This is a genomic window from Pseudomonas sp. HC1(2025), assembly GCF_058742075.1.
Window position 1 is genome coordinate 1,019,190 of the sequence record NZ_CP196017.1, and the last position, 26,099, is coordinate 1,045,288.

Below are 26,099 nucleotides of genomic sequence, written 5' to 3' on the forward strand. Positions count from 1 at the left end.
TGAATAGAAGAAGGTGCTGTGCTAGCATGCCCCGCTCGAACACGGCCCGCAGGCCGTCCAAAAAGAATCGTTTTTCCGTGAGTAGCCATGGTCGATAAACTGACGCATCTGAAACAGCTGGAGGCGGAGAGCATCCACATCATCCGTGAGGTTGCCGCCGAGTTCGACAACCCGGTGATGCTCTACTCCATCGGCAAAGACTCCGCCGTGATGCTGCATCTGGCGCGCAAGGCATTCTTCCCGGGCAAGCTGCCGTTTCCGGTGATGCATGTGGACACTCAGTGGAAATTCCAGGAAATGTACAAATTCCGCGACCGCATGGTCGAGGAACTGGGCCTGGAGCTGATCACCCACGTCAACCCGGACGGCGTGGCGCAGGGCATCAACCCGTTTACCCACGGCAGCGCCAAGCACACCGACATCATGAAGACCGAAGGCCTGAAACAAGCCTTGGACAAGTATGGTTTCGACGCAGCGTTCGGCGGCGCCCGTCGCGATGAAGAGAAATCCCGCGCCAAAGAGCGCGTGTACTCGTTCCGCGACAGCAAGCACCGCTGGGACCCGAAAAACCAGCGTCCGGAGCTGTGGAACGTCTACAACGGCAACGTCAACAAGGGCGAGTCGATCCGCGTGTTCCCGCTGTCCAACTGGACCGAGCTGGATATCTGGCAGTACATCTATCTGGAAGGTATCCCGATCGTGCCGCTGTACTTCGCCGCCGAACGCGAAGTGATCGAGAAGAACGGCACGCTGATCATGATCGACGACGAGCGCATCCTCGAGCACCTGTCCGACGAAGACAAAGCCCGTATCGTCAAGAAGAAAGTACGTTTCCGTACCCTTGGCTGCTACCCGTTGACGGGCGCGGTGGAGTCCGAAGCCGAGACGCTGACGGACATCATCCAGGAAATGCTCCTGACGCGAACTTCCGAGCGCCAGGGCCGTGTCATCGACCACGATGGCGCCGGCTCGATGGAAGACAAAAAACGTCAGGGTTATTTCTAAGGGGTTGTCATGTCGCACGTATCTGATTTGATCAGCGAGGACATCCTCGCCTACCTGGGCCAGCACGAACGCAAGGAAATGCTGCGCTTTCTGACCTGTGGCAACGTCGACGACGGCAAGAGCACCCTGATCGGGCGCCTGCTGCACGACTCGAAGATGATCTACGAAGACCATCTGGAAGCCATCACCCGCGATTCGAAGAAAGTCGGCACCACCGGTGACGATATCGACCTGGCATTGCTGGTCGACGGCCTGCAGGCCGAGCGTGAGCAGGGCATCACCATTGATGTGGCCTACCGCTATTTCTCCACCGCCAAGCGCAAATTCATCATCGCCGACACCCCCGGCCATGAGCAGTACACCCGCAACATGGCCACCGGTGCGTCCACCTGTGACCTGGCGATCATCCTGGTGGACGCGCGCTACGGCGTGCAGACCCAGACCCGTCGCCACAGCTTTATCGCCTCGCTGTTGGGCATCAAGCACATCGTCATCGCGATCAACAAGATGGACCTCAACGGTTTCGACGAGAGCATTTTCGAGTCGATCAAGGCCGATTACCTGAAGTTCGCCGATGGCATTGCGTTCAAGCCGAGCACCATGGCCTTTGTGCCGATGTCGGCGCTCAAGGGCGACAACGTGGTGAACAAAAGCGAGCGTTCGCCGTGGTACACCGGCCAGTCGCTGATGGAGATTCTCGAAACCGTCGAGATCGCCAACGACCGCAACTACACCGACCTGCGTTTCCCGGTGCAGTACGTCAACCGTCCGAACCTGAACTTCCGTGGTTTTGCCGGCACCCTGGCCAGCGGCATCGTGCACAAGGGCGACGAAGTCGTAGTGCTGCCGTCGGGCAAGAGCAGCCGCGTCAAATCCATCGTCACCTTCGAAGGTGAACTGGAGCACGCAGGCCCAGGCCAGGCCGTGACCCTGACCATGGAAGACGAGATCGACATCTCCCGTGGCGACCTGCTGGTGCATGCCGACAACGTGCCGCAAGTCACCGATGCCTTCGACGCCATGCTGGTGTGGATGGCCGAGGAGCCGATGCTGCCGGGCAAGAAATACGACATCAAGCGCGCCACCAGCTATGTGCCGGGTTCGATCACCAGCATCGTGCATCGTGTGGATGTGAACACCCTCGAGGAAGGCCCGGCCAGTGCCTTGCAGTTGAACGAGATCGGCCGGGTCAAGGTCAGCCTCGATGCGGCCATTGCCCTGGACGGTTACGCCAGCAACCGCACCACCGGCGCCTTTATCGTGATCGACCGTTTGACCAACGGCACCGTGGCTGCGGGCATGATCATCGCCCCGCCGGTCAGCCATGGCAGCGCCGCGCAGCACGGCAAGTTGGCCCATGTGGCCACCGAAGAACGCGCCCAGCGCTTCGGCCAGCAGCCGGCCACCGTGTTGTTCAGCGGCTTGTCGGGCGCTGGCAAGAGCACCCTGGCCTATGCGGTCGAGCGCAAACTGTTCGATATGGGCCGTGCGGTGTTTGTGCTGGATGGGCAGAACCTGCGCCATGACCTGAACAAAGGCCTGCCCCAGGATCGTGCCGGGCGTACCGAGAACTGGCGGCGTGCGGCCCACGTGGCGCGTCAGTTCAACGAAGCCGGCCTGCTGACCCTGGCGGCCTTCGTCGCACCGGATGCCGAAGGCCGGGAACAGGCCAAGGCGTTGATCGGCAGTGACCGCTTGCTCACGGTCTACGTGCAGGCCTCGCCGCTGGTGTGTGCCGAGCGTGACCCGCAAGGCCTGTACGCCGCCGGTGGGGATAACATCCCTGGCGAGTCGTTCCCGTACGACGTGCCGTTGAATGCTGACCTTGTGATCGATACCCAGGCACTGTCGCTGGACGACAGCGTCAAGCAAGTGCTGGAGCTGTTACGCCAGCGCGGCGCGATCTAAACCTCGCCGCCACAAAAAAGCCCGCCACCGAGCACTCGGTGGCGGGCTTTTCACATTCTTCAGGTTGACAAAATCAGGGTGGGAGCTGGCTTGCCTGCGATAGCAGTGGTTCAGGCAATGCACTTACATCTGACAGACCGCTATCGCAGGCAAGCCAGCTCCCACATGGTGATCACCTATTGCCTGGGTACTCGATGTGAAGTCGGCTCAGCAGAGCATCCTTGTCTTCCCATAACTGGTTGATCCAGCCCTGGAACGCCAGCCGATATTCCCCATCCTGCTCATAATTCTTGCCAATGAACTCGGCCGGGATCTGCACCTCTTCAAACTGCACCACCACCTCCTGCACATTGCCGCACAGCAAGTCCCAGAAACCCGGGCGGCCGCCCGGATAGTGGATAGTCACGTTGACCAATGACTTCAACTGCTCCCCCATGGCATCCAGCACAAACGCAATGCCACCAGCCTTGGGCTTGAGCAGGTAACGAAACGGCGACTGCTGCTGCGCATGTTTGCCTGGGGTGAAGCGCGTGCCTTCGGCAAAGTTGAAAATACCCACCGGGTTGTCGCGAAACTTCGCACAGGTCTTGCGGGTGGTTTCCAGGTCCTTGCCTTTCTTCTCCGGGTGTTTTTCCAGGTAGGCCTTGGTGTAGCGCTTCATGAAGGGGAAGCCCAGCGCCCACCAGGCCAGGCCAATCACCGGCACCCAGATCAGCTCCTGCTTGAGGAAAAACTTCAGCGGACGGATCCGCCGATTGAGCACGTACTGCAGCACCATGATGTCGACCCAGCTCTGGTGGTTGCTGGTCACCAGGTACGAGTGCTGGTAGTCCAGGCTTTCCAGGCCCTTGAGGTGCCAGCGTGTGCGGCGCACCAGGTTCATCCAGGTGTTGTTATTGCTGATCCAGGCCTCGTGGGTCTGGTTCATCAGCCATTCGCTGAAGCGCTTGGCGAAGGGCAGTGCCTTGAACAGCGCGACGATAAACAGGAATGAACACAGCAGAATTGTGTTCAACGCCAGCAACAGCGAGGCGATTACCCCACGCAGGGGGGCAGGCAGGAATTCCAGCATTTAGGCATCCATAGGTCGGTTGGCGGCTTGAATCGCGGTCAGGGCGATGGTGTAGACGATATCGTCCACCTGGGCCCCACGGGGCAGGTCGTTCACGGGTTTGCGCAGGCCTTGCAGCATGGGGCCGAGGCTGACGCAATCGGCACTGCGTTGCACCGCCTTGTGGGTGGTGTTGCCGGTGTTGAGGTCGGGGAATACAAAGACCGTGGCCTTGCCCGCCACCAGGCTGTTGGGCGCCAGTTGCCGGGCGACGTTTTCGTTGGCGGCGGCGTCGTACTGCAACGGGCCGTCGATCAGCAGCGAGCTTTGTTGCTCGTGGGCCAGCAGGGTGGCTTCGCGGACTTTCTCCACTTCCTCGCCACTGGCCGAGTCACCGCTGGAATAGCTGATCATCGCCACGCGTGGGGTGATGCCGAAGGCGGCGGCCGAGTCGGCGCTTTGCAGGGCGATTTCCGCCAGTTCCGCGGCGCTGGGGTGCGGGTTCATCACGCAGTCGCCGTAGACCAGCACTTGTTCAGGGAACAGCATGAAAAACACCGATGACACCAGGGTGCAGCCCGGCGCCGTTTTAATCAGCTGCAAGGCCGGGCGGATGGTATTGGCGGTGGAGTGGATGACCCCGGAGACCAGGCCGTCTACTTCATCCAGCGCCAGCATCATGGTGGCGATCACCACGGTGTCTTCCAGTTGCTGCTCGGCCATCGGTGCGTTGAGGCTTTTGCTCTTGCGCAGCGCCACCATGGGCTCGACATAGCGCTCGCGGATCAGGTCCGGGTCCAGAATTTCCAGGCCTTCAGGCAGCTCGATGCCATGGGCGCGGGCTACGGCTTGGACATCGGCCGGCTTGGCCAGCAGCACGCAACGGGCAATGCCGCGGGCCTGGCAGATGGCGGCGGCTTGCACGGTCAGCGGCTCGCTGCCTTCGGGCAACACAATGCGCTTGTTGGCGGCCTGGGCGCGCTGGATCAACTGGTAGCGGAACACCGCCGGCGACAGACGCATCTCCCGTGGCGTACCGCAACGCTGGTGCAGCCAGCGCGCATCCAGGTGGCTGGCGACGAAATCGGTGATGATCTCCGCACGTTCGCGGTCATCAATCGGGATTTCCTTGTTCAGGCTGTTGAGCTGGTTGGCGGTGTCATAGGAGCCGGTACTCACCGACAGCACCGGCAACCCGGCCTGGAATGCGCCACGGCACAGGTCCATGATCCGTGGGTCGGGCAGGGTGTCGCTGGTCAGCAGCAGGCCGGCCAGGGGCACGCCATTGATCGCGGCCAGGCTGACGGCGAGGATGATGTCGTCGCGATCCCCCGGCGTTACCACCAGCACGCCGGGCTTGAGCAGCTCCACGGTGTTGCGCATGGTGCGCGCGCAGATGATGATTTTGTTCATGCGCCGGGTTTCATAGTCGCCGGCGTTGAGCACTTGCGCGCCCATCAGGTCGGCCACATCGCGTGTGCGCGGGGCGTTGAGCTCGGGCTGGAACGGGATGCAGCCGAGCAGGCGGAAATCGCCACTGCGCAGCAACGGCGAATGCTCCTTGAGGCGGGCGGCGAAGGCCTCCATGCTCTCGTCGGTCTGCACCTTGTTGAGGATCACCCCCAGCACTTTCGGGTCTTTCGGGCCGCCGAACAGCTGCGCCTGCAATTCCACACGGCCGGACAGTTCGGTCAGCACCTCGTTTTCCGGGGCCGAGACGAGGATGACTTCGGCATCCAGGCTTTTTGCCAGGTGCAGGTTGACCCGTGCCGCATAGCTGGCGCTACGGGTCGGCACCATGCCCTCGACAATCAGCACATCCTTGCCCACGGCCGCCTGTTGATAAAGGGTGATGATTTCTTCGAGCAACTCATCGAGCTGGCCATCGCCGAGCATCCGCTCGACATGGGCCAGGCCCAATGGCTGCGGTGGTTTGAGGCCATGGGTACGGGCCACCAGCTCGGTGGAGCGCTCAGGTCCGGTGTCGCCGGGATGGGGCTGGGCAATGGGCTTGAAAAAGCCGACTTTCAGCCCGGCCCGTTCAAGGGTACGCACCAGCCCAAGGCTGATGGAGGTCAGACCCACACCAAAATCGGTGGGCGCGATAAAAAAAGTCTGCATGCGAATTCTCTGAAGGTGCATGGCTTCGGTGGTGCGCTATGGCTGCGCGCCGACCGGGAATCAGCTGCCAAGGGTATCGTTATCCGGGCGCTGCGCACACCAGCCACAGGCAAAGGGCTGGCCTATTTTTGCCAGGCGTTGCGCCGGATCCATCACCCAGCCCCGGGATTGCCAGGGCGGCTGGTGGCGCAGGTGCTGCGTATGGCCGCAGGACAGCGCGGCGACCCAGTGGCCATCTGCATCCTGGTGAAATCCGACGACCGTCGGGTCACCGGATCGACTCCGTCTGTCCGGGTTGTGTTCGCTTTCGGGCAAATCCTTGTTTAGACTTGTCCGTTCTTCATTCTTATGCAAAAGGTCTCGCCCCATGCCGATCGCCGCCAACAAGGCTGTCTCCATTGACTATACCCTGACCAACGACGCTGGTGAGGTCATCGACAGCTCCGCCGGCGGCGCGCCGCTGGTCTACCTGCAAGGCGCAGGTAACATCATCCCTGGCCTGGAAAAGGCCCTGGAAGGCAAAGAGGTTGGTGATGAACTGACCGTTGCCGTAGAACCTGAAGATGCCTACGGCGAGTACTCGGCCGAACTGGTCAGCACCCTGAGCCGCAGCATGTTCGAAGGCGTCGACGAACTGGAAGTGGGCATGCAGTTCCACGCCTCCGCTCCGGACGGCCAGATGCAGATCGTGACCATCCGCGACCTGGACGGCGATGACGTGACCGTCGACGGCAACCACCCGCTGGCAGGCCAGCGCCTGAACTTCCAGGTCAAGATCGTTGCCATCCGCGACGCTTCCCAGGAAGAAGTGGCTCACGGCCACGTACACGGCGAAGGTGGTCACCACCATTGATTGACGGGCCACGTCCAGTCAGTTGAAAAGAGAGGCGCCTTCGGGCGCCTTTTTTGATTGGCGGCTATTCTTGCCGACTTGGCGGCTGTAATCTCGAATGGCCGTTACACAGAATATGGGAAACCTGGAGTTCTTCATGAGTGCTTTCCACGACCTTAAACTCAAAGCCCTGGATGGTCAGGAGCTGCCTCTGGCGCCCTACAAGGGGCAAGTCGTGCTGGTGGTCAATGTCGCCTCCAAATGTGGGCTGACTCCACAATATGCCGCGCTGGAAAACCTCTACCAGCAATACAAGGGCCAGGGTTTCACCGTGCTGGGCCTGCCGTGCAATCAGTTCGCAGGCCAGGAGCCTGGGACCGAAGAAGAGATCCAGGAGTTCTGCAGCCTCAACTATGGCGTGAGCTTTCCCCTGGGCAGCAAGCTTTCGGTGAACGGCCCTGATCGCCATCAGTTGTACCGCCTGCTGGCGGGTGAGGGGGCAGAGTTCCCGGGGGATATCACCTGGAACTTCGAGAAATTTTTGCTGGGCAAGGATGGGCGAGTATTGGCGCGGTTTTCTCCGCGTACCGCGCCTGATGATCCGAGCGTGGTCCAGGCCATCGAAAAAGCCTTGGCCTGACCTGCTGTAGGCGCCGGCTTGCCGGCGACCCGCAGTAACGGCCATCGCCGGCAAGCCGGCTCCTACGGTGTTTTATGTGGCTCACGGCTTTTACCCCTTAATCACCGCAATCAATAGTGCTATCCAGCACTGCCCGTGCTCCATATTATCCGCATCATAAAATCCCTCTCGTGCGGAGTGCTCCCATGCCTGTCCAAGCCTTGTTCAAACCTTTCCAGCTCGGTGCGCTGCAATTGCCGTCCCGTGTGGTCATGGCGCCGATGACCCGTTCGTTTTCCCCGGGTGGCGTACCCAATTCCAAAGTGATCGAGTACTACCGCCGTCGCGCGGCGGCCGGCGTAGGCCTGATCATCACGGAGGGCACAGTGGTGGGCCACCAGGCTTCCAACGGTTATCCGAACGTGCCGCATTTCTACGGTGAAGCGGCATTGGCCGGCTGGAAGAAAGTGGTCGATGCGGTGCATGCCGAAGGCGGCAAGATCGTCCCGCAGTTGTGGCATGTCGGTAGCGTGCGGCGCATCGGCACCGAGCCGGATGCCAGCGTCCCGGCCTATGGCCCGATGGAAAAACTCAAGGACGGCAACGTGCTGGTCCATGGCATGACGGTCGAGGATATCAAGGAGGTGATTGCCGCCTTCGCCCAGGCCGCCAAGGATGCCCAGGCCATCGGCATGGACGGCGTGGAAATCCACGGCGCACACGGTTACCTGGTCGATCAGTTCTTCTGGGAAGGCAGCAACCAGCGTACGGACGAATACGGTGGCAGCCTGGCCAACCGTTCGCGCTTTGCCATTGAGTTGATCCAGGCCGTGCGGGCCGCCACAGGTCCTGGATTTCCGATCATTTTCCGTTTTTCCCAATGGAAGCAGCAGGATTACACCGCGCGCCTGGTGCAAACCCCCGAGGCGTTGGGTGAGTTTCTCAAGCCGTTGTCTGACGCGGGCGTGGATATTTTCCACTGCTCCACGCGGCGTTTCTGGGAGCCTGAGTTTGAGGGGTCCGAGCTGAACCTGGCGGGTTGGACCCGTAAGCTCACCGGCAAGCCGACCATCACCGTGGGCAGTGTCGGCCTGGATGGCGAGTTCCTGCAGTTCATGGTCAACACCGACAAAATCGCACAGCCGGCAAGCCTGGAGAAACTGCTGGAGCGCTTGAATAACGACGAGTTCGACCTGGTGGCCGTGGGGCGTGCGCTGCTGGTCGATCCGGATTGGGCGCTGAAAGTGCGTGAAGGGCGTGAGGGCGATATCTTGCCGTTCAGCCGTGAGGCGTTGACTACCCTGGTTTAAGGGGGGAATTGACGGGCTCTATCGCGGCCAAGCCCGCTTCCACATTGGAATGCAAGCAACCTGTGGGAGCGGGCTTGCCCGCGATAGGGCCCGTCAGGTCAGCTTCGAGCTGCCCGTCTCCAGCAAGTCCTCGCCACACGCCCCGCGCAGTTGATGTTCAAACCGCTCAATAATCGCCGGCCAGCCCTGGCGACTGGCATGCTGGCGCGCATTCAGGCGCACGCGGCGTAAACTCTCCGGCTCTTCCAGCAACCAACTGGCGGCATCGCAAAATGCATCCTCGTCCCCTGGCATCGCCACGGCGCCGCTGTAGCCATGGCGGATATGCTGGGTGGCGGCCGCCTGGTCGTAGGCCACCACACCCAGGCCCGATGCCATGGCTTCCAGGACCACGTTGCCAAAGGTCTCGGTGAGGCTGGGGAATAGAAACAAATCCCCGGACGCATAGTGCCGGGCCAGTTCCTCACCGCGTTGCGTGCCGCAGAACGCTGCTGCCGGGAGGGTCTTCGCCAGGGCTTCGCGCTGCGGCCCGTCGCCGACCACGATCAGCTTCAAGCGACGCTGTGGATAAGTCGCCTGCAACGCCTCGAAGCAACGTTTGAGCAAACCGAGGTTTTTTTCCGGTGCCAGGCGTCCGACATGCAGGACGGCAATATCTTCATTACCTAGGCCCCATTGCTCACGCAAGTCATTGTCACGCCTGGCCGGGTGGAACAATTGGCTGTCGACGCCGCGTGACAGTAGGTCCAGGCGCTCGAAGTGGCGGCGCTCCAGCTCCAGGCGCTGGCTGACGCTGGGCACCAGGGTCAGGGTGGAGCGGTTGTGGAACCAGCGCAGGTAATGGGTCAGGAAGCGGCTGAGCATGCCCAGGCCGTATTGGCTGGAATACTGCTGGAAGTTGGTATGGAAACCGCTGACCACGCTGATCCCCAGGCGCCGTGCCGCACGCAAGGCGGACAAGCCCAGCGGGCCCTCGGTGGCAATGTACAGCACGTCCGGGCGCTGGCGTTTCCAGCGCCGCAGCAGCTTGTGCATCGAGGACTGGCCCCATTGCAGGCCGGGATAGCCCGGCAAAGGCCAGCCGCGACACAGCAGCAGGCCGTCGTCACTGATGCGACTCAAGTCGCCACCCTGGCGCGGGCGCACCAACTCCACCTGATGCCCGCGCGCGCGCAGGCCATCACACAGGCGGCCAAGGGTGTTGGCCACGCCGTTGATTTCCGGTGGGAAGGTTTCGGTAATCAGGGTGATGTTCAGGAAGGCTGTCGTCATGCAGCCAGTGTCGGCGCGGGCCATGTCGCCATTGTGTCATCGCAATGACGGATTTGTGACGACAGGGCCCGGCATTGGCTTAGTTGAACGGCGTAGGACGCGGGGTCTTGGCCGAGGACGGCGGCAGGATCGGCAGCTTGAAGTCCGGCTGGTCGCCGGTCAGGGTGTCGAGGAACGCGACAATCTGGCTGACCTCATCGGTGCTCAACTTGCGGCCCAATTGCAGGCGGGCCATGACGTCCACCGCTTCGCTCAGGTTCCAATAGGCACCGTCGTGGAAGTAGGGGTAGGTCAGGGCGACGTTACGCAAGGTTGGCACCTTGAACATCATCCGGTCCTGATCCTTGCCGGTCAGGCCGGCCACGCCCTGGGCCGGGTTCTTGGTGGCGTAGGGTTCGACCATGCCCATTTTCTGGAAGGTGCTGCCACCGACCGCCTCGCCGTTGTGGCAGGCCACGCAGCCGATGTTCTTGAACAACTGGTAGCCCTGGGCAGCCGTGGCGCTGATGGCTTTTTTGTCGCCCAGCAGCCAGCGGTCGAATGGGGCGTTGGGGGTGACCAGGGTTTCTTCGAAGGCCGCGATGGCGCTGGTCACATCGTCGAACTTGATGCCGTCATCGCCATACACTTTCTTGAACGAGGCCTGGTACTGGGGGATCGAGCGCAGCACGTCCACCGCCAGGTCATGGGTAAAGCCCATCTCACCGGGGTTGGCGATCGGGCCGCCGGCCTGCTCCTGCAGGGTCGCTGCGCGTCCGTCCCAGAACTGCGCGACGCTCATGCTCGAGTTGAGCACCGTCGGTGAGTTGATCGGCCCCTGGTGCCAGTTATGCCCGATGGAGGTGGGCAGATTGTCGCTGCCGCCCATGCTCAGGTTGTGGCACGAGTTGCAGGAAATGAAGCCGGACTTGGACAAGCGTGGGTCGAAGAACAATTGCTTGCCCAGTTCGACCTTGTCGGCATCGGTGATCTTCGCCGGTTGTACCGGCAATATGGGCTCATTGGCGGCGGCGGCCCCCCAGGCCTCACCGCCCAACATCAATCCGAACATCAGCATCAACGGTCTGTACATGGTGCGCTCCCCACAGGCTTATAGTTTTAATAACCATGTGCTCTGTATGGGCAAATCGCCATGATCCAGGTCAATCGAACAGCCTAGGGTTTTTTCGCCAGCATCGTTTCGGCGCCTTGCTCACGCACCCAGAACAACGTCGCCCCGGCCACCGCTGCTGGCATCAGCAGCAGGTTGACCACCGGCACCAGCAGCACCAGGTACACAATCCCGCCAAAGCTCATGCTCTGCCAGCGCTTCTGGCGCAGCCAGGCGAGCATTTCGTTCCAGCCCAGCTTGTGGTTGTCGGCCGGGTAGTCGATGTATTGGATCGCCATCATCCACACCCCGAACAGCAGCCACAGTGGTGCGGCAATCAGGTTGACCACCGGAATGAACGACAGGATAAACAGGCCGATGGCCCGGGGCAGGAAGTAGCCCAGTTTGCGCATTTCCCGGGCCAGGGTGCGCGGGACCATGGCAAACAGCTCGGCCCAGCTGAAGGCGGGGAAGTCATCGGTGCCGCGCACCACCACTTCGACTTTTTCCGCGAGGAAACCGTTGAAGGGTGCGGCGATGATATTTGCGAGCATGGTGAAGCTGAAAAACACCATAAACGCCACCAGCAGCACGAACAGCGGCCACAGGATGTAGCTGAGGAAACTCAGCCAACTGGGCAGCGTCGGCATCAAGGTGTCGACCCACAGGCTGAACTGATGGCCAGCAAAATAGATCAATCCGACGAACAGTATCAGGTTGATCGCCAGGGGCAGCAGGACGAACAGGCGCAGGCCTGGGCTCAAGACCAGTTTCAGGCCTTCACGCAGGTATTGTGGGCCTGACAGAACGGGGGCGGGCATGGATAACTCCGGGCAAAAGGGCGAACGCGCCGACCTTACCGGCTTTGCCGATACGGTGAAAGCACGGTCAGCAAGCCGACATTAACGGTAACAAACATGTTGATTAATAGGTGCCACGGAATAGAGACCGCCTATGAGCTGGATTGTTAATCCGTATTTCCTTAATCTTGCCCCCCTCTATACGCTGCACCCATTATTTTCAGGGCCTGCGAGTTCAAGCCTTCCCCAAGTGCTTCGCGGTCCTTTTTTATTCCAGCCGCCCTGTAGTCCGGGCGGTCGATAGGAGTGAGTCATGTCTGATACCCGTCATTCGCGAGTGATTATTCTCGGTTCCGGCCCTGCCGGTTACAGCGCTGCGGTCTACGCGGCCCGGGCCAACCTCAAGCCGTTGCTGATCACCGGCATGCAGGCGGGTGGTCAGTTGACCACCACCACTGAAGTCGACAACTGGCCGGGCGACGTCCACGGCCTGACCGGCCCGGTGTTGATGGAGCGCATGAAAGAACACGCCGAGCGTTTCGAGACCGAAATCGTCTTCGACCATATCAATGCCGTGGATTTCTCGAAAAAGCCCTACAGCCTGACCGGCGACAGCGGCGTCTACACCTGTGACGCGCTGATCATCGCCACTGGCGCCAGCGCCCGCTACCTGGGCCTGCCATCGGAAGAAGCGTTCATGGGCAAGGGCGTTTCCGCCTGCGCGACCTGTGACGGTTTCTTCTACCGCAACAAGCCCGTGGCTGTGGTCGGTGGTGGTAACACCGCAGTGGAAGAGGCGCTGTACCTGGCCAACATCGCCAGCACCGTGACCCTGGTTCACCGCCGCGAAACTTTCCGCGCCGAGAAGATCCTGATCGACAAGCTGCACGCGCGGGTTGCCGAAGGCAAGATCATCCTCAAGCTCAACGCCACCCTGGATGAAGTCCTGGGCGACAACATGGGCGTGACCGGTGCGCGCTTGAAAAACAACGACGGCAGCTTCGACGAGCTGAAAGTCGACGGCGTGTTCATCGCCATCGGCCACACCCCGAACACCTCCCTGTTCGAAGGCAAGCTGACCGCCAAAGATGGTTACCTGGTGGTGCAGGGCGGCCGTGAAGGCAATGCCACTGCAACCAACATCGAAGGTATCTTTGCCGCTGGCGACGTGGCTGACCATGTCTACCGCCAGGCCATCACCTCGGCCGGCGCCGGTTGCATGGCGGCCCTGGATGCCGAGCGTTACCTCGACGGCTTGAAAGACGCTTCTTTCTAAACCGTTGCCATAAAAAAACCGGCCAAAAGGCCGGTTTTTTTTGTGTGTAACTGGACGAGCAGCGCAATCTCAATCTGGAAATCCAATCAATGTGGGAGCTGGCTTGCCTGCGATGGCGGTGTGACAGCCACTACCGCCATCGCGGGCAAGCCCGGCTCCCACATTGACCGGGTTTGCAAGCTGGATCAGCGGCGGGTCAAAGGCGGCTGGACAAACTTCACTCCCGCCAACCCATGCTCGATCAGCGCGCGGATATTGGCGTGATCTGTGCCCTCAGGTGTCGCCAGCACCGAACGATAATGCTCGCCAAACGCCAGCAAGGCATGCTGGTCGCTCAACCCTTCCAGCAGCGCCAGGCCCAGGGTCTTGCACGAGCCTTCGTTCTGCCCGGCGGCGTTTTCTACGCTGCCATTGGTGAAGGCTTGTGGCTGGTAGTCGTAGCCGGCGGCGATAAAGGCCAGGGTGTCGGCAAAGAGGTGTTCGCCGCTGTCGAGGCGGGTGCGCAGGGTGTTCAGGTCAGTCATGGGGTTTTCCTTTGGCAAACGCCGCTTGTTGTTCGGCGCTAGCTTCTTGCTGGTATTGGGCTTTCCACTCGGCGTACGGCATGCCGTACACCACTTCGCGGGCGTCATCGAGGCTGACCTCGATCTGGCGTTCGTCAGCCTCGGCTTTGTACCACTTGGACAGGCAGTTGCGGCAGAAACCGGCGAGGTTCATCAGGTCGATGTTCTGCACATCCTTGCGGCTGTCCAGGTGCGCTACCAGCCGGCGGAAGGCGGCGGCTTCGAGTTCCAGGCGTTGTTGGTCGGTCATGGGATTCACACAGATTCAGGGGGGTTAACGGCTGGCTGCCAGGGTGATCGACACCGACTCGGCAAAGCGCAGCGCATGGGGCTTGTCGACTTCGACTTCGGCGTACAGCACCGACTCGTTGCTCATCACCAGGTCCAGCAGCTCCTGGGTCAGGCGTTCGAGCAGGGCGAAGCGGTTGCCTTCGACGTGGGCGATGATGGCCTTGGTGATGGTGCGGTAGTTCAAGGCGTGGTCGATATCGTTGTCGCGCACGGCGTCTTGTGCGGCATACAGGATGGTCAGGTTGATCAACACATCCTGCTTGTTGAGGATCTCTTCCTCGTTGATGCCAATAAAGGTACGCAGACACAGGTCCTTGACCCGGATGCGCGCCATACCTGGTTGAAGTTGTGGCATTGCTACTTGCTCCGTCCAATCAGTTGCAGGAACCCCAGGCCGCTGGTGTTCGGGTTTACTTGACATGCCGCCCGCCATTGACGGTCAGGGTGGTGCCGGTCACATAAGGGTTGTCCAGCAGGTAACGCACGCTCTGGTAAATCACCTCGGGCCCGGGTTCGATACCCAGTGCCGACTTGGCCAGGACCTTGGCACGATAAGCCGCGTCGTCGCCGTCGTTGAACATCACCATCGCTGGCGCGATGCCATTGACCTTGATCCGGGGCGCGTATTGGGCGGCGAAGGACAGGGTCAGGCTGTCGAGCCCGGCCTTGGTGGCACAGTAGGCAATATGCTGGCGGCTGCCCTTGCGGGTCACGTCGTCGCTGATGTGCACAATGTCGGCCGGCGTCGAGCGCCGCAACAACTCAGCACAATGCAGGTTGATCAGGTACGGCGCAAGCATGTGCACGCTGAACATATCGATAAAGGCGTTGGCCTCGTCACCGGGTGTTTCTGGGGCCCAGGTCGAAGCATTGTGGATGATCGCCCGCAGGCTGTCGGTATGGGTCTTGAGTTCGCTAATGAACGCCAGGATACCGGCCTCGGACGAGAAGTCGGCAAACACGCCAATCGCCCCGCGCTCGCGCAGGGCCTGCACGCCTGGACGTTCACTGCGATAGCTGAAGATCACCGGTTGCTGTGCATCCAGCAGGCGCTGGGCGCAATGCAGGCCGACACGTTGGCCGGCGCCGGTAATCAGGATCGGTGCGGGAGAGGTCATGGGAGGCTCGGGTCACGGGCAAGCTAAAACTATACCAGCGACCGGCCTGTTGCGGATCGGCTCAAACGGCCGCTTCGGCAGGTTTTACCCGCGGCGGGGTAGGATTGAGCCAGCCTGCCAGCAAATGGGTCGACAGCGGAATGAACAGATAGACCATCAACGGCGTCAGGGCCAGGGTGCTGACCAGCACGCGGCTGAACATGCCCAACTCGGCGAGCAACGGCTCAAGGCCAAAGTTGAACAGCAGTGAAACCGGGAAAAACGCCAGCCAGATCGCCACGGCCTGTTTCCAGCGCGGCGGGCGCTGGCCCACGGCGCCAAACCAGCCCTCCATGCCGCTGACGCGATGCTCCATGGGGTCGGCGAACAATTCGCTGCCACGGCCCAGCCAGGCGCTGCGCGATGCCGAGAACTCCCAGGCATGCAGGGTCTGCTCGTCGGCGAAGCGGAAGATGATCTGGAATTCGCCGCCATCGGCAGGCGGCGCAAGTACGCCTGAACCCAGGTAGCCGGGGAAGTCCGTGGCCAATTGCTCGCCTTCGCGCAGCCAGCTCATCATGTCTTGATAACGGCCTTGGGCAGCACGGCGTGCAACCATCAAGGTGACGGGTTGGGTAGACATTGTGTATCTCCGAATGTGTGGGCGCGTTGCACCGGGTAGGTGGCGTCCCAGGCGAAGCCGCAGGGTAGGGCGGCGACGCAAAAAAACAGGCAAGGATTATTCCTGATTTGACGAAATACGCCAGCGGCATTGGACGGCTGGGCAGATCCCTTGAAAAAGACAGGTATAAAAGCGTTAAATGGGATCCAACTACGTGCCAATCTTCGGTCCTTTGATGTCTGTAATCACAGCTCCATCCCCCGGTCTTGAGCAAGGTGCCCTACGCATTGGCGATGAGTTGTTCCCGATTCGTGAAGTCTCAAGATTGACAGGTATCAATCCGGTCACCCTGCGCGCGTGGGAGCGCCGTTATGGGTTGATCCAGCCGGTGCGCACCGAAAGTGGGCATCGCCTGTACACGCAGAAGGACATCGAGACCGTTCATCGCATTCTGGATTGGATCGAGCGTGGTGTGGCGGTCAGCAAAGTCGGCAAGATCCTCGCTCGGGACGATGGGCAATCGTCATCACTGCACCACCTGCAGGAAGGCAGCGACCATCATGAATGGGCCCAGTGGCAGCAGCAGATGCAAACTGCCATCGGTGCGTTTGATGAGCTGCAACTGGAGCGCCTGTACGGCCAGGTCTTTGCCGCGTACCCCGCTGCGGTGGTGTTCCAGGACATCCTGATGCCCCTTTGGCACCAGTTATTGCGCCATCAGGGACGTTTCGGCCAAGCCAGCGAATGGCTGTTTTTCGACAGCTTCCTGCGTGCGCGGATCTCCCAGCGCCTGCAACTGGCCCGCGCTGGCCGCACGCCGCAGGTATTGCTGGCGGCGATTGCCGGTGAGTGCCGCGAACTGGAACTGCTGGTGGCCGGGCTCATGCTCGGTGGTGATGAACGGGTGGTGCATGTGCTGAGCGTCGGCCAGCCCCTGGATGAGTTGACGCTGATCTGCGAGAAGATCCGCCCGCAGGCCCTGGTGCTGTTCTCCAATCGCGCGCCAACCCACGAACTACCCAAGCGCCTGGGGCGCCTGGCCTTGACCCTGGACTGTCCGCTGCTGCTGGCCGGTGATGCCTCGGACATGGCCCAGCAGCAACTGGCAGGTAGCGTTATCGGTTGCCTGGGCAGTGAAGGAAGGTTGATGCAGCGGCGCTTGCAGCAGTTTCTCAGTGGAACCCTGGATACCTGAGATCAGGCATGCACTTCAGGGTGGGCCAGGCGATGCTGTTGCAGGATGAACTGGCGCAGGCGCTCGGTTTCATCCACATCACCCTGGTTCAAGCGGTAGGCAAACAGCCCTCGCGCGGTCTCGCGTTCCAGGGTGCCACGCACCGCAATTCGCTCGTAGCCAGAGGGGCTGAACCACATCGAGAACGTCCTGGGTGGTTTGCTACGGCCCCGGGACTGCACCAGCAGGCCCTTGAACGACACTTCATGCACCCACAGTGAACCAGGCTGGCCCCTGACATTTTCCAGGGCCACCGGCTCTTCGAGCACCAGGCGCCACGGCCGGATCATCGGCCCGTCTTCGAAAATGCTCGGCACCCCAAGGCGCAAGTGCAGCGCATGGAACTCGTCTTCCACCAGTTGCAGAGGAAAGGTCATTTGCTGGTTATCGAACTGCGCCTGGATCGTCACCTGCTCATGGGCCGCGAGGCGCGTGAGCAGGTCGCGGATCTGCGCGCCGCCATTGACCGTCAGGCTCGACGACACATCCCGCACATTCAGTTGTGGGTTGTGGTGCATGTTCTGGATGAAGTCCAGTTCGTCCTGGGTCAAAAGGGCGTCGCGTTGCATTGATGTGGCTCAAGGAAATGCGTGATTAAACGGATTATCACCCTAAAGACCGTATTTTCTAAAGTTTGTTAGATCCGCTCGTCGCCCGGAGTGCGGCCAACTCGGCTGTAAGCTGCGCCACCTGGGCTTCCAGCTGGGCAACACGCTGCTGGGTCTTGACCTGAACCGTGACGTCTTTCTGCACGCCGACGAAGTAAGTCTGCCCATCCGCCTGGTTATAAACCGTCGATAATGACAGCTCATTCCAGAAGTGCGTGCCGTCCTTGCGGTAATTGCGCAGGATTTCCCGGCAGGCTCCGCCACTGTCCAGGGCTTCGCGAATGGCCATCAGCGCTGGCTGGTCACGGTCGCCTGACTGCAGGAAGCGGCAATCCTGATAAAGGATGTCGTCCAGGTTATAGCCGGTCATGCGTTCGAAGGCCGGGTTCACGTAAATCAGCGGCTTGTCCTTGCCTTCCCGTTCCGCCACGACAATCCCGTCGTTGGAAGCATTGACCACCATCTGCATCAGCTTGGCGTTGATCATTGAACGATCCATAGCGTGTTTGTGGATTTCTTAGTGTAGGGCAACCGAGCCGGCTGCCAGCTGTTAATATCCCAGGTTTTCAATCAACTACAGGATCAGATTGATGAAAGTCGCCATCCTTTCCGGCTCGGTCTATGGCACGGCAGAAGAAGTTGCCCGCCACGCCATGGGTATCCTCAACGCAGCCGGTTTCCAGGCCTGGCATAACCCGCGGGCGACCCTGGCCGACGTGCAGGCCTTCGCCCCGGACGCCTTTCTGGCCGTCACTTCCACCACCGGCATGGGCGAACTGCCGGACAACCTGATGCCGCTGTATTCGACGATCCGCGACCAACTGCCCGCCGCCTGGCGCGGTTTGCCAGGTGCGGTGATCGGCCTGGGCGACGCCAGCTACGGCGACACCTTCTGTGGCGGCGGCGAGCAGATGCGCGAGCTGTTTGGCGAGTTGGGCGTGCGTGAAGTGCTGCCGATGCTGCGCCTGGATGCCAGCGAAAGCGTCACCCCGGAAGCGGACGCCGAGCCATGGCTGGCGGAGCTGGTCACGGCACTGCGCGGCTGATCGGGTACTCGCGCAAAAGCGCGAGCCAGGCCTGGGCGGCTTTCGACAGATAGGCGCCTTTGCGCCAGATAAAGGCGATGTCCCAGCGTAGGAAATCGGGCGCCCTGAGTGTCAGGCGCACCACACCGGGGCGCTCCAGGCCGCGCGCGACCACACTGGGCAGCAGCACTACGCCCTGGCCTGCGGCCACCAGGGCGACGAGAAAATCCGCCTGGCCGCTGCGCCCACTTTCCCGTGGCGTGAAGCCCAGTTGCTGGCAGGCCTGGAGCAGCCGGTCATTGAGCACAAAGCTGCGCTGGTACATCAAGAACGGCGTGTCGGCCAACTCCTCCAGGCCAATCTGGGCCCGCTGTGCCAACGGGTGGTCCACGGGCAGCAGCGCATCCAGCGGTTCATCACAGAAGGCTTGCCAGGCGAAGGCCGGGTCGGTGGGCAACAGGCTGCCGCCGACGTCCAGTTCACCTGCGAGGATGGCCTGCTCAATATTGCGGCTACCGCCTTCAAGCAACTGGATGCTGACATTGGGGTAGCGCCGGCGATATTCGGCAAACAGCCCGGCAAACAGCGTATCGCCCCCCAGTTGCGGCAGGCCCATGCGCAACTCGCCACGGGTCATTTGATTCAGGTCGTCCAGCTCACTCACCAGCTCGGTCTGCAAGCGCAACATGGCTTCGGCCCGTTGCAGCACCACCTGCCCGGCGGCGGTCAGGTGCACGTGCGAACCGATGCGGTCGAGCAGGGGGGTACCGAGGCTCTGTTCCAGTTGCGCCACTTGCTTGCTCACGGCGGACTGGCTGATATGCAGGGTTTTCCCGGCCTGGGTAAAACCGCCACGGTGCACCACTTCGATAAAACTGCGCAGCTGTTTGAATTCCATCGCACCAATTCCAGTTTGGAATGGCTTGCAGTCTAACAATTCGCTTTGGGGATGCCAGAGTGCTCTTTAAAATGAGGGCCTGCGAGGAACCCATGTCGACTAAACGTTTCACCTTCAAACACCTGGGCCGGCTGCTGGTTGAGCTGCTGGTATTGCTGGCGATCTACCTGCTGGGCTGCCAACTGGCCGTATGGCTGGCCTGGCCGATCCCCGGCGGAGTGATTGGCCTGGGCCTGCTGTTGCTGGTGTTCGCCAGCGGCCTGATCAAGCCGGCGGCCCTGCAATTGGGCGCTGGCATGCTGATGGCAGAAATGCTGTTGTTTTTTATCCCGGCGCTGATGAGCCTGCTCGATTACGGTGGCCTGCTGCGCCATGACGGCTGGCGGATCATGCTGGTGATCGCCCTCAGCACCCTGATGGTGATGCTGGTCACGGCGTTCACCGTCGAACTGGTCTGCCGCTGGAAGCTGCGCCATGAAGCTTGAACTGATGCCGCTGTTCTGGCTGGCCCTGACCTTGCTGGCCTATGGTTTCAGCCGCTGGATCTACCGGCGCACCGGCCGCTACCTGCTGTCACCGCTGATTTTGGTGCCCGCGCTGCTACTGGCGGTGGCCGTACCGCTGAACACCGCCTATGCCGAGTACGCCACCGACACCCATTGGCTGATGCTGGTACTGGGCCCGGTCACGGTGGCATTCGCCATCCCGATCTGGCAGCAGCGCCAATTGTTGATGCGGCACTGGTCGGCGTTGCTCCTGGGGATGCTGGCCGGTAGCGCCGCCTCCATTGGCACCTCCTTTGGCTTGGCCAAGGCGCTGGCCCTGGACAGCGCGGTGACGATGTCGTTGGTGCCACGCTCGATCACCACCCCCTTTGCCATGCCCCTGGCCCACGATCTGGGCGGCGTACCGGAGCTCACGGCGGTGTTTGTGATGTTCACCGGTGTGTTCGGCGCCATGCTCGGCGGGGTCCTGCTCAAGTGGCTGCCGCTGCGCAGTGCCTTGGCGCGGGGCGCGTTGTTTGGGGTGGGCGCCCACGGTGCGGGCGTCAGCCGTGCCCACGAAGTGGGCGGCGAAGAAGGCTCGGTGGCCGGGCTGGTGATGGTCCTGACGGGCTTGCTCAACCTGTTTGCCGCACCTTTACTGGCGTCGCTTCTCTGACACCACATTGTACGAATCCGAACTATCCTCACGGTTGACTCGCTCGGTCATCAAGCTGGCTGCCAACGCAACTACGGCAGGCCTGTGGTCTGACTAGACTGGCCCTTCAGCCCAAAAATAATAAGAACACCACAGCGTCAGCGTCGAGGTCCTTGCCGTGAGCCTAGCCCCCGTTCCATCGACACAGAGTGTAAAAGACCAGGTCAGCGCCGCCGAATGGCAGGCACGGATCGACCTGGCCGCCTGCTATCGCCTGGTGGCCATGCATGGCTGGGATGATCTGATTTTCACCCATATCTCGGCCAAGGTGCCGGGCACCGAAGACTTCCTGATCAACCCGTTCGGGCTGATGTTCCACGAAATCACCGCCTCCAGCCTGGTCAAGGTCGACCAGGCCGGCAACAAGCTGATGGACAGCCCCTACGAGATCAACCCGGCGGGCTATACCATCCACAGCGCGGTACATGAGGTACGCCACGACGTGGTCTGCGTGCTGCACACCCACACGGCGGCGGGCGTGGCCGTATCGGCGCAGAAGCAGGGCGTGCTGCCCATCAGCCAGCAGTCGCTGTTCGTGCTCTCGAGCCTGGCCTATCACGCCTACGAAGGCGTGGCGCTGAACCACGAGGAAAAGGCCCGCTTGCAAGCCGACCTGGGGCCGAGCAATTTTTTGATGCTGCACAACCATGGCCTGCTGACCTGCGGCGCGACCATTGCCGATACCTTCCTGATGATGTTCACCTTCCAGCGCGCCTGCGACATCCAGGTGCTGGCGCAAAACGGCGGGGCCGAATTGATCGCCATCGAGCCGCAGATTCTGGCGGGGGCCAAGGCGATGATTGCCGGTGTGACCAAGAGCGCCCAAGGCATGGGCGGCGCGCTGGCCTGGCCGGCGCTGCTGCGCAAGCTTGATCAACAAGACCCTGGATACCGACTCTGATGCCACTGGCCGAGATCCCCCTGAGCGCCTGGCGCAAGCGCGGGCAGAGTTTTGTCTTTCGCGGGCAGACCATCCGTTACTGGGTGGCCGGGCAGGGCGAGCCCTTGCTGCTGATCCACGGTTTCCCCAGCGCCAGTTGGGACTGGCATTACCTCTGGCAGCCGCTGGCCCAGCGCAACCTGGTGATTGCCTGCGACATGCTCGGCTTTGGCGACTCGGCCAAGCCCCTGGACCACACCTATTGCCTGTTGGAACAGGCCGACCTGCAACAGGCGCTGCTGGCCCATCTGCGGATTCAACAGCCGGTGCATGTCATGGCCCATGACTACGGCGACAGCGTGGCCCAGGAACTGCTCGCCCGGCACTATGAGGGGCGGTTCCAGCTGGCCAGTTGTGTGTTTCTCAATGGCGGGCTGTTCCCCGAGACCCACCGCGCGGCGCTGGTGCAAAAACTGTTGCTCAGCCCGTTGGGTTGGATGATCGGCCGCGCATTCGGGCGCAATGCCCTGGCCGACAGCTTCAAGCAGATCTTCGGCCCCGACACCCGCCCCAGCGAAAGTGCCCTGGATGACTTCTGGAGCCTGATCGAAAACAACGATGGCCCACGGATCCTGCACAAACTCATCGCCTACATCCCCCAGCGCCGCCGTCAACGCGAGCGCTGGGTGGCGGCGATGCAGCGCGGCGAAGTGCCGTTGCGGGTGATCGATGGCGAAGTCGACCCGATCTCCGGCGCGCACATGGTCGCGCGCTACCGCGAGCTGATACCGGATGCCGACACGGTGTTACTGGCCAACATCGGCCACTACCCGCAGATTGAAGCGCCGGTGCAGGTGCTCAAGCATTACCTGGCGTTTCGCGAGGGTATCGAGGCCAGCAAAGACCCGCTATGGGAGCTGGCTTGTGTGGGAGCTGGCTTGCCTGCGATGGGTACACCTCGGTAAATCAGTTGTACCGAGGTGATGCAATCGCAGGCAAGCCAGCTCCCACACAAGCCAGCTCCCACACAAGCCAGCTCCCACACAAGCCAGCTCCCACACAAGCCAGCTCCCACACAAGCCAGCTCCTATACGAGCCGATCATCCCCGTGCCTTATTGCGCACCATTCACCCCCGCCCGTATTTATTGTGACCACAAGCCCCGTGCCTGACACTCAACCCATCGTCCACTGTCTTCGCTGGAGTTCCCTATGAGTGAGTCTGTGCAGTTCCAAGATAAAGTCGTGATCGTCACCGGTGCCGGGGGTGGCTTGGGGCGTGCCCATGCGCTGCTGTTCGCCAGGCACGGGGCCAAGGTGCTGGTCAACGACCTTGGCGGCTCGACTCAGGGCGAAGGCGCCAACGCTTCGGCGGCCGACCGTGTGGTGGCCGAGATCCGTGAGGCCGGCGGGATTGCCGAGGCCAACCATGATTCGGTGACCGACGGCGAAAAGATCGTGCAACACGCCCTCGAGGTGTTTGGCCGCATCGACGTGGTGGTGAACAACGCCGGGATCCTGCGTGACAAAACCTTCCATAAAATGGAGGACAGCGACTGGGACCTGGTTTACCGCGTGCATGTCGAAGGTGCCTACAAAGTCACCCGCGCCGCCTGGCCGCATATGCGCGAGCAAGGCTACGGCCGGGTGATTTTCACCGCCTCCACGTCGGGCATCTACGGCAACTTCGGCCAGTCCAACTACGGCATGGCCAAGCTCGGCCTGTATGGCCTGACCCGCACCCTGGCGCTGGAGGGGCGCAAGCACAACATCCTGGTCAATGCCATCGCACCTACCGGCGGCACGCGCATGACCGAAGGCCTGATCCCGCCGCAGGTGTTCGAAAGGCTCAAGCCTGAACTGGTCAGCCCGCTGGTGGTGTACCTGGGCAGCGAGGCGTGCCAGGAAACTTCTGGGCTGTTTGAAGTGGGCGGCGGCTGGATCGGCAAGACCCGCTGGGAACGCAGCCTGGGCGTCGGGTTTGACCCCGAGGCGGGCTTCTCGCCAGAGGATGTGGCGGCGCACTGGCAGCAGATCTGCGACTTTGAAGGGGCGGCCCATCCCAAGGACAACATCGAAGCCTTGAAAGAGATGATGGACAACCTGCAGAAGTACAGCCTGTGATCGTTACCTGAAAAACAGTAAATCCTGCGGGGCGCTTATGGCGCCCCGCTTTGTTTCAGGCATAAAAAAGGCCGCTGCATAAGCAGCGGCCGAAGTAAGACGTTGGATCAAGGAGCTACAAATCAACGTCAGTGAACACCGGTAACAGACTGAAAATACGCTTCAATCCGTCAAAAACTGGCTTTCGTGAAGCAGGCGGTTCGCCTTGAAAGCCCGGTAAGAATAGTCCGTTGTAACAGAATGAAAAACACTGATTCAGGACAAGGACTGTTACCAAAACAACAACAGTGGCGCGCCTGACGGGCGGGGTATCCATTCTCTTGATGGCGCTCCATCCACTGCGTCGATAGCCCCGCCAATACCCACGCTAGAGCCTGCGTTAATCCTTTGGAGCGACACAACGAATACCTCCTTGGTGCGCTTATCGCTCCTGATGGCGGGCAGTAGGGTGGGGCCTTCTGTCACACCACCGGGGAAGACGCATGACAAAAACAACAATGCGCGCCATCTTCAGGCCACAGGCGCTGGCCGCTGCGGTTGCTTTGGGTTGCTGCGTTCAGGCGCAGGCTGTTTCATTCAATATCGGCGAGATCGAGGGGCAGTTCGATTCGTCGCTGTCGGTGGGTGCCAGCTGGGGCATGCGCGATGCCGACCGCAAGCTGGTGGGCACGGTCAACGGCGGCAGTGGCCAGGCTTCCACCGGGGATGACGGGCGGCTGAACTTCAAGAAGGGCGAAACCTACTCGAAAATTTTCAAGGGCCTGCACGACCTGGAGCTCAAGTACGGCGATACCGGGGTGTTTGTACGGGGCAAGTACTGGTACGACTTCGAACTCAAGGACGAAGACCGTGAGTTCAAGCCGATCAGCGACCACAACCGCAAGGAAGGCTCCAAATCCAGCGGTGCACAGATCCTCGATGCCTTCGTCTATCACAACTATTCCCTGGGCGACCTGCCGGGCACCATGCGTGCCGGCAAGCAGGTGGTCAGTTGGGGCGAAAGTACCTTCATCGGCAACTCCATCAACAGCATCAACCCCGTCGACGTCTCGGCCTTCCGCCGGCCTGGCGCCGAGATCAAGGAAGGCCTGATCCCGGTGAACATGCTGTTTGCCTCCCAGGGCCTGACCAACCAACTGACCGTGGAAGGCTTCTACCAGTTGGAATGGGACCAGACCGTACTGGATAACTGCGGCACCTTCTTTGGTGGCGACGTGGCGGCCGATGGCTGCACCAATAACTACACGGTCGGTAGCCCGGCGATCCGCCCGCTGCAACCTGTGGCCGCTGCGTTCGGCCAAGGCTTTGGCGTGACCAACGAAGGGGTGATCGTGCGCCGCGCCGCCGACCGTGATGCTCGTGATTCCGGGCAGTTCGGCATGGCCTTGCGCTGGCTCGGCGATGACACCGAATACGGCCTGTACTTCATGAACTACCACAGCCGCACGCCGACCGTGGGCACCCTCACGGCCAACACTAACCTTGCGACCATCGGCAATATCATCAATACCGCCAACGGCATTGCCCCCGGCAGCGGCGCCGGCCTGGCGCAGAGCGTGATGCTCGGACGCGGCCAGTACTACCTGGATTACCCGGAAGACATTCGCCTGTACGGCGCCAGCTTTTCCACGACCCTGCCCACCGGCACTGCCTGGACCGGGGAAATCAGCTACCGCCCCAACGCCCCGGTGCAACTCAACACCACCGACCTGACCCTGGCTCTGGTCAACCCGATTGCCGGTAACACCGTGTCGCCGATCAGGAGCTCATTCGGCGCTGACAACACCGGCTACCGGCGCAAGGAAATCACCCAGTTCCAAACCACCATGACCCAGTTTTTCGACCAGGTGCTGGGCGCCGAACGCCTGACCGTAGTGGGCGAGGCGGCCATCGTGCGGGTGGGCGGGCTGGAGAACAAAACCAAGCTGCGCTACGGCCGTGATTCGGTGTACGGCCAATACGGTTTTGGCGGTGATACCGACGGCTTCGTCACGGCGACTTCCTGGGGTTATCGCGCCCGGGCGATCCTGGACTACAACAACGTGATCGCCGGGATCAACTTCAAGCCCAACCTGTCCTGGTCCCATGACGTCAAGGGTTACGGCCCCAATGGCCTGTTCAACGAAGGGGCCAAGGCGCTCAGCGTCGGGGTCGATGCGGACTACCGTAACACCTACACCGCGAGCCTGAGCTACACCGACTTTTTTGGCGGTGACTACAACACCCTGACCGACCGTGACTTCCTCGCCCTCAGCTTTGGCGTGAACTTCTGATT

General features: G+C 61.4%; 28 protein-coding genes. 14 read left to right on the plus strand and 14 right to left on the minus strand.

All coding sequences use genetic code 11. The annotated features are described in order from the left end of the window. Positions 1-87: 87 nt before the first annotated feature. Together cysD and cysN are read left to right on the plus strand one after the other, a co-directional pair. Positions 88-1,005 carry a sulfate adenylyltransferase subunit CysD gene (cysD, locus tag ACSSVH_RS04390; protein WP_029295601.1) on the plus strand — a complete coding sequence of 306 codons (918 nt, stop codon included), beginning with the start codon at positions 88-90 and terminating at the stop codon, positions 1,003-1,005. 9 nt (positions 1,006-1,014) lie between these two features. Further along, positions 1,015-2,913 carry a sulfate adenylyltransferase subunit CysN gene (gene cysN, locus ACSSVH_RS04395; protein WP_169954880.1) on the plus strand — a complete coding sequence of 633 codons (1,899 nt, stop codon included), beginning with the start codon at positions 1,015-1,017 and terminating at the stop codon, positions 2,911-2,913. Positions 2,914-3,085: 172 nt separating this feature from the next. Here the strand turns inward: cysN and yihG are convergent, their stop codons facing one another. The 3 genes from yihG to ACSSVH_RS04410 are packed head-to-tail and all read right to left on the minus strand — an operon-like array spanning position 3,086 to position 6,484. Continuing rightward, entirely contained in the window at positions 3,086-3,985 is a 900-nt protein-coding gene (gene yihG / locus ACSSVH_RS04400; RefSeq protein ID WP_169954881.1) for a 1-acylglycerol-3-phosphate O-acyltransferase, YihG family, read from the minus strand. Beyond that, a complete protein-coding gene (pta, locus tag ACSSVH_RS04405; protein WP_169954882.1) occupies positions 3,986-6,085 on the minus strand; it encodes a phosphate acetyltransferase in 2,100 nt (699 codons plus the stop codon). A gap of 60 nt (positions 6,086-6,145) precedes the next feature. After that, the gene (locus ACSSVH_RS04410; RefSeq protein WP_169954883.1) at positions 6,146-6,484 is read right to left on the minus strand and encodes a DUF3565 domain-containing protein; all 339 of its coding nucleotides are present in this window, start codon (positions 6,482-6,484) and stop codon (positions 6,146-6,148) included. On the opposite strand from ACSSVH_RS04410, the gene ACSSVH_RS04415 reads away from it, so the two are divergent. The 3 genes from ACSSVH_RS04415 (at position 6,453) to ACSSVH_RS04425 (ending at position 8,846) form a co-directional block, all read left to right on the plus strand. After that, positions 6,453-6,938, plus strand: a complete 486-nt coding sequence (locus tag ACSSVH_RS04415) for an FKBP-type peptidyl-prolyl cis-trans isomerase (protein WP_017476012.1) — start codon at positions 6,453-6,455, stop codon at positions 6,936-6,938. The two genes, ACSSVH_RS04410 and ACSSVH_RS04415, sit on opposite strands and share 32 nt — an antisense overlap. Before the next feature lie 136 nt (positions 6,939-7,074). Then, positions 7,075-7,557 (plus strand): glutathione peroxidase, encoded by a 483-nt coding sequence (locus ACSSVH_RS04420; protein ID WP_169954884.1) that lies wholly within the window; start codon positions 7,075-7,077, stop codon positions 7,555-7,557. Between the two features lie 185 nt (positions 7,558-7,742). Beyond that, positions 7,743-8,846 carry an NADH:flavin oxidoreductase gene (locus ACSSVH_RS04425; RefSeq protein ID WP_492634129.1) on the plus strand — a complete coding sequence of 368 codons (1,104 nt, stop codon included), beginning with the start codon at positions 7,743-7,745 and terminating at the stop codon, positions 8,844-8,846. 93 nt (positions 8,847-8,939) lie between these two features. Here ACSSVH_RS04425 and ACSSVH_RS04430 read toward each other — a convergent pair whose 3' ends face one another. From ACSSVH_RS04430 to cysZ, 3 genes are all read right to left on the minus strand, one after another. After that, positions 8,940-10,142 (minus strand): glycosyltransferase family 4 protein, encoded by a 1,203-nt coding sequence (locus ACSSVH_RS04430; RefSeq protein WP_170043024.1) that lies wholly within the window; start codon positions 10,140-10,142, stop codon positions 8,940-8,942. Positions 10,143-10,197: 55 nt separating this feature from the next. Further along, positions 10,198-11,190 (minus strand): cytochrome-c peroxidase, encoded by a 993-nt coding sequence (locus ACSSVH_RS04435; protein WP_492634130.1) that lies wholly within the window; start codon positions 11,188-11,190, stop codon positions 10,198-10,200. An 83-nt stretch (positions 11,191-11,273) separates the two neighbouring features. Continuing rightward, positions 11,274-12,029: a sulfate transporter CysZ gene (gene cysZ / locus ACSSVH_RS04440; protein ID WP_492634131.1), complete on the minus strand. Its 756-nt coding sequence runs from the start codon at positions 12,027-12,029 to the stop codon at positions 11,274-11,276. Between the two features lie 292 nt (positions 12,030-12,321). Here cysZ and trxB point away from each other — a divergent pair, with 292 nt between their 5' ends. Beyond that, the gene (trxB, locus tag ACSSVH_RS04445) at positions 12,322-13,284 is read left to right on the plus strand and encodes a thioredoxin-disulfide reductase (RefSeq protein WP_169954889.1); all 963 of its coding nucleotides are present in this window, start codon (positions 12,322-12,324) and stop codon (positions 13,282-13,284) included. A gap of 185 nt (positions 13,285-13,469) precedes the next feature. Here trxB and ACSSVH_RS04450 read toward each other — a convergent pair whose 3' ends face one another. From ACSSVH_RS04450 to ACSSVH_RS04470, 5 genes are all read right to left on the minus strand, one after another. Next, positions 13,470-13,808, minus strand: coding sequence for a HopJ type III effector protein (locus tag ACSSVH_RS04450; protein WP_170043021.1), 339 nt, complete (start codon positions 13,806-13,808; stop codon positions 13,470-13,472). Next, positions 13,801-14,097 carry a DUF1244 domain-containing protein gene (locus tag ACSSVH_RS04455; RefSeq protein ID WP_057437796.1) on the minus strand — a complete coding sequence of 99 codons (297 nt, stop codon included), beginning with the start codon at positions 14,095-14,097 and terminating at the stop codon, positions 13,801-13,803. The genes ACSSVH_RS04450 and ACSSVH_RS04455 overlap by 8 nt, the downstream gene beginning before the upstream one ends. 24 nt (positions 14,098-14,121) lie before the next feature. Continuing rightward, positions 14,122-14,493 carry a dihydroneopterin triphosphate 2'-epimerase gene (folX, locus tag ACSSVH_RS04460; protein ID WP_057437798.1) on the minus strand — a complete coding sequence of 124 codons (372 nt, stop codon included), beginning with the start codon at positions 14,491-14,493 and terminating at the stop codon, positions 14,122-14,124. 55 nt (positions 14,494-14,548) lie between these two features. Further along, positions 14,549-15,256 (minus strand): dihydromonapterin reductase, encoded by a 708-nt coding sequence (folM, locus tag ACSSVH_RS04465; protein ID WP_169954891.1) that lies wholly within the window; start codon positions 15,254-15,256, stop codon positions 14,549-14,551. 61 nt (positions 15,257-15,317) lie between these two features. After that, positions 15,318-15,878, minus strand: coding sequence for a putative antibiotic biosynthesis monooxygenase (locus ACSSVH_RS04470; RefSeq protein ID WP_170043020.1), 561 nt, complete (start codon positions 15,876-15,878; stop codon positions 15,318-15,320). 214 nt (positions 15,879-16,092) lie between these two features. Between ACSSVH_RS04470 and ACSSVH_RS04475 the strand changes: the two genes are divergently transcribed. Then, positions 16,093-17,052 carry a MerR family transcriptional regulator gene (locus ACSSVH_RS04475; RefSeq protein WP_170043019.1) on the plus strand — a complete coding sequence of 320 codons (960 nt, stop codon included), beginning with the start codon at positions 16,093-16,095 and terminating at the stop codon, positions 17,050-17,052. A 2-nt stretch (positions 17,053-17,054) separates the two neighbouring features. Here ACSSVH_RS04475 and ACSSVH_RS04480 read toward each other — a convergent pair whose 3' ends face one another. Both ACSSVH_RS04480 and ACSSVH_RS04485 read right to left on the minus strand, forming a co-directional pair. Further along, entirely contained in the window at positions 17,055-17,660 is a 606-nt protein-coding gene (locus ACSSVH_RS04480; protein ID WP_169954894.1) for a hypothetical protein, read from the minus strand. Between the two features lie 58 nt (positions 17,661-17,718). Beyond that, the gene (locus ACSSVH_RS04485; protein WP_492634132.1) at positions 17,719-18,186 is read right to left on the minus strand and encodes a PAS domain-containing protein; all 468 of its coding nucleotides are present in this window, start codon (positions 18,184-18,186) and stop codon (positions 17,719-17,721) included. 103 nt (positions 18,187-18,289) lie between these two features. Between ACSSVH_RS04485 and ACSSVH_RS04490 the strand changes: the two genes are divergently transcribed. Next, on the plus strand, positions 18,290-18,745 hold the full coding sequence (locus ACSSVH_RS04490) for a flavodoxin (protein ID WP_169954896.1): 456 nt from the start codon (positions 18,290-18,292) through the stop codon (positions 18,743-18,745). Here the strand turns inward: ACSSVH_RS04490 and ACSSVH_RS04495 are convergent. Continuing rightward, positions 18,726-19,622, minus strand: coding sequence for a LysR family transcriptional regulator (locus ACSSVH_RS04495; RefSeq protein WP_492634133.1), 897 nt, complete (start codon positions 19,620-19,622; stop codon positions 18,726-18,728). The genes ACSSVH_RS04490 and ACSSVH_RS04495 overlap by 20 nt on opposite strands. A 92-nt stretch (positions 19,623-19,714) precedes the next feature. Between ACSSVH_RS04495 and ACSSVH_RS04500 the strand changes: the two genes are divergently transcribed. The 6 genes from ACSSVH_RS04500 to ACSSVH_RS04525 all read left to right on the plus strand — a co-directional run bounded on the left by ACSSVH_RS04500 (position 19,715) and on the right by ACSSVH_RS04525 (position 26,097). After that, positions 19,715-20,107 carry a CidA/LrgA family protein gene (locus ACSSVH_RS04500; RefSeq protein ID WP_169954898.1) on the plus strand — a complete coding sequence of 131 codons (393 nt, stop codon included), beginning with the start codon at positions 19,715-19,717 and terminating at the stop codon, positions 20,105-20,107. After that, on the plus strand, positions 20,097-20,783 hold the full coding sequence (locus ACSSVH_RS04505; RefSeq protein WP_169954899.1) for an LrgB family protein: 687 nt from the start codon (positions 20,097-20,099) through the stop codon (positions 20,781-20,783). The genes ACSSVH_RS04500 and ACSSVH_RS04505 overlap by 11 nt, the downstream gene beginning before the upstream one ends. Positions 20,784-20,940: 157 nt before the next feature. Beyond that, the gene (locus ACSSVH_RS04510) at positions 20,941-21,723 is read left to right on the plus strand and encodes a class II aldolase/adducin family protein (protein ID WP_170058564.1); all 783 of its coding nucleotides are present in this window, start codon (positions 20,941-20,943) and stop codon (positions 21,721-21,723) included. Beyond that, positions 21,723-22,667, plus strand: coding sequence for an alpha/beta fold hydrolase (locus ACSSVH_RS04515; RefSeq protein ID WP_170043017.1), 945 nt, complete (start codon positions 21,723-21,725; stop codon positions 22,665-22,667). Before ACSSVH_RS04510 ends, ACSSVH_RS04515 begins: the two co-directional genes overlap by 1 nt. Positions 22,668-22,912: 245 nt before the next feature. Beyond that, entirely contained in the window at positions 22,913-23,824 is a 912-nt protein-coding gene (locus tag ACSSVH_RS04520; protein WP_170058563.1) for an SDR family oxidoreductase, read from the plus strand. Between the two features lie 482 nt (positions 23,825-24,306). Continuing rightward, a complete protein-coding gene (locus ACSSVH_RS04525) occupies positions 24,307-26,097 on the plus strand; it encodes a DUF1302 domain-containing protein (protein ID WP_492634134.1) in 1,791 nt (596 codons plus the stop codon). Positions 26,098-26,099: the final 2 nt, after the last annotated feature.

What these genes read in the sequence shown, in the direction of transcription:
- cysD (WP_029295601.1), top strand. Translation starts at nt 88, where the DNA reads ATGGTCGATAAACTGACGCATCTGAAACAGCTGGAGGCGGAGAGCATC.
- cysN (WP_169954880.1), top strand. Translation starts at nt 1,015, where the DNA reads ATGTCGCACGTATCTGATTTGATCAGCGAGGACATCCTCGCCTACCTG.
- yihG (WP_169954881.1), bottom strand. Translation starts at nt 3,985, where the DNA reads ATGCTGGAATTCCTGCCTGCCCCCCTGCGTGGGGTAATCGCCTCGCTG.
- pta (WP_169954882.1), bottom strand. Translation starts at nt 6,085, where the DNA reads ATGCAGACTTTTTTTATCGCGCCCACCGATTTTGGTGTGGGTCTGACC.
- ACSSVH_RS04415 (WP_017476012.1), top strand. Translation starts at nt 6,453, where the DNA reads ATGCCGATCGCCGCCAACAAGGCTGTCTCCATTGACTATACCCTGACC.
- ACSSVH_RS04410 (WP_169954883.1), bottom strand. Translation starts at nt 6,484, where the DNA reads ATGGAGACAGCCTTGTTGGCGGCGATCGGCATGGGGCGAGACCTTTTG.
- ACSSVH_RS04420 (WP_169954884.1), top strand. Translation starts at nt 7,075, where the DNA reads ATGAGTGCTTTCCACGACCTTAAACTCAAAGCCCTGGATGGTCAGGAG.
- ACSSVH_RS04425 (WP_492634129.1), top strand. Translation starts at nt 7,743, where the DNA reads ATGCCTGTCCAAGCCTTGTTCAAACCTTTCCAGCTCGGTGCGCTGCAA.
- ACSSVH_RS04430 (WP_170043024.1), bottom strand. Translation starts at nt 10,142, where the DNA reads ATGGCCCGCGCCGACACTGGCTGCATGACGACAGCCTTCCTGAACATC.
- ACSSVH_RS04435 (WP_492634130.1), bottom strand. Translation starts at nt 11,190, where the DNA reads ATGTACAGACCGTTGATGCTGATGTTCGGATTGATGTTGGGCGGTGAG.
- cysZ (WP_492634131.1), bottom strand. Translation starts at nt 12,029, where the DNA reads ATGCCCGCCCCCGTTCTGTCAGGCCCACAATACCTGCGTGAAGGCCTG.
- trxB (WP_169954889.1), top strand. Translation starts at nt 12,322, where the DNA reads ATGTCTGATACCCGTCATTCGCGAGTGATTATTCTCGGTTCCGGCCCT.
- ACSSVH_RS04450 (WP_170043021.1), bottom strand. Translation starts at nt 13,808, where the DNA reads ATGACTGACCTGAACACCCTGCGCACCCGCCTCGACAGCGGCGAACAC.
- ACSSVH_RS04455 (WP_057437796.1), bottom strand. Translation starts at nt 14,097, where the DNA reads ATGACCGACCAACAACGCCTGGAACTCGAAGCCGCCGCCTTCCGCCGG.
- folX (WP_057437798.1), bottom strand. Translation starts at nt 14,493, where the DNA reads ATGCCACAACTTCAACCAGGTATGGCGCGCATCCGGGTCAAGGACCTG.
- folM (WP_169954891.1), bottom strand. Translation starts at nt 15,256, where the DNA reads ATGACCTCTCCCGCACCGATCCTGATTACCGGCGCCGGCCAACGTGTC.
- ACSSVH_RS04470 (WP_170043020.1), bottom strand. Translation starts at nt 15,878, where the DNA reads ATGTCTACCCAACCCGTCACCTTGATGGTTGCACGCCGTGCTGCCCAA.
- ACSSVH_RS04475 (WP_170043019.1), top strand. Translation starts at nt 16,093, where the DNA reads ATGTCTGTAATCACAGCTCCATCCCCCGGTCTTGAGCAAGGTGCCCTA.
- ACSSVH_RS04480 (WP_169954894.1), bottom strand. Translation starts at nt 17,660, where the DNA reads ATGCAACGCGACGCCCTTTTGACCCAGGACGAACTGGACTTCATCCAG.
- ACSSVH_RS04485 (WP_492634132.1), bottom strand. Translation starts at nt 18,186, where the DNA reads ATGATCAACGCCAAGCTGATGCAGATGGTGGTCAATGCTTCCAACGAC.
- ACSSVH_RS04490 (WP_169954896.1), top strand. Translation starts at nt 18,290, where the DNA reads ATGAAAGTCGCCATCCTTTCCGGCTCGGTCTATGGCACGGCAGAAGAA.
- ACSSVH_RS04495 (WP_492634133.1), bottom strand. Translation starts at nt 19,622, where the DNA reads ATGGAATTCAAACAGCTGCGCAGTTTTATCGAAGTGGTGCACCGTGGC.
- ACSSVH_RS04500 (WP_169954898.1), top strand. Translation starts at nt 19,715, where the DNA reads ATGTCGACTAAACGTTTCACCTTCAAACACCTGGGCCGGCTGCTGGTT.
- ACSSVH_RS04505 (WP_169954899.1), top strand. Translation starts at nt 20,097, where the DNA reads ATGAAGCTTGAACTGATGCCGCTGTTCTGGCTGGCCCTGACCTTGCTG.
- ACSSVH_RS04515 (WP_170043017.1), top strand. Translation starts at nt 21,723, where the DNA reads ATGCCACTGGCCGAGATCCCCCTGAGCGCCTGGCGCAAGCGCGGGCAG.
- ACSSVH_RS04520 (WP_170058563.1), top strand. Translation starts at nt 22,913, where the DNA reads ATGAGTGAGTCTGTGCAGTTCCAAGATAAAGTCGTGATCGTCACCGGT.
- ACSSVH_RS04525 (WP_492634134.1), top strand. Translation starts at nt 24,307, where the DNA reads ATGACAAAAACAACAATGCGCGCCATCTTCAGGCCACAGGCGCTGGCC.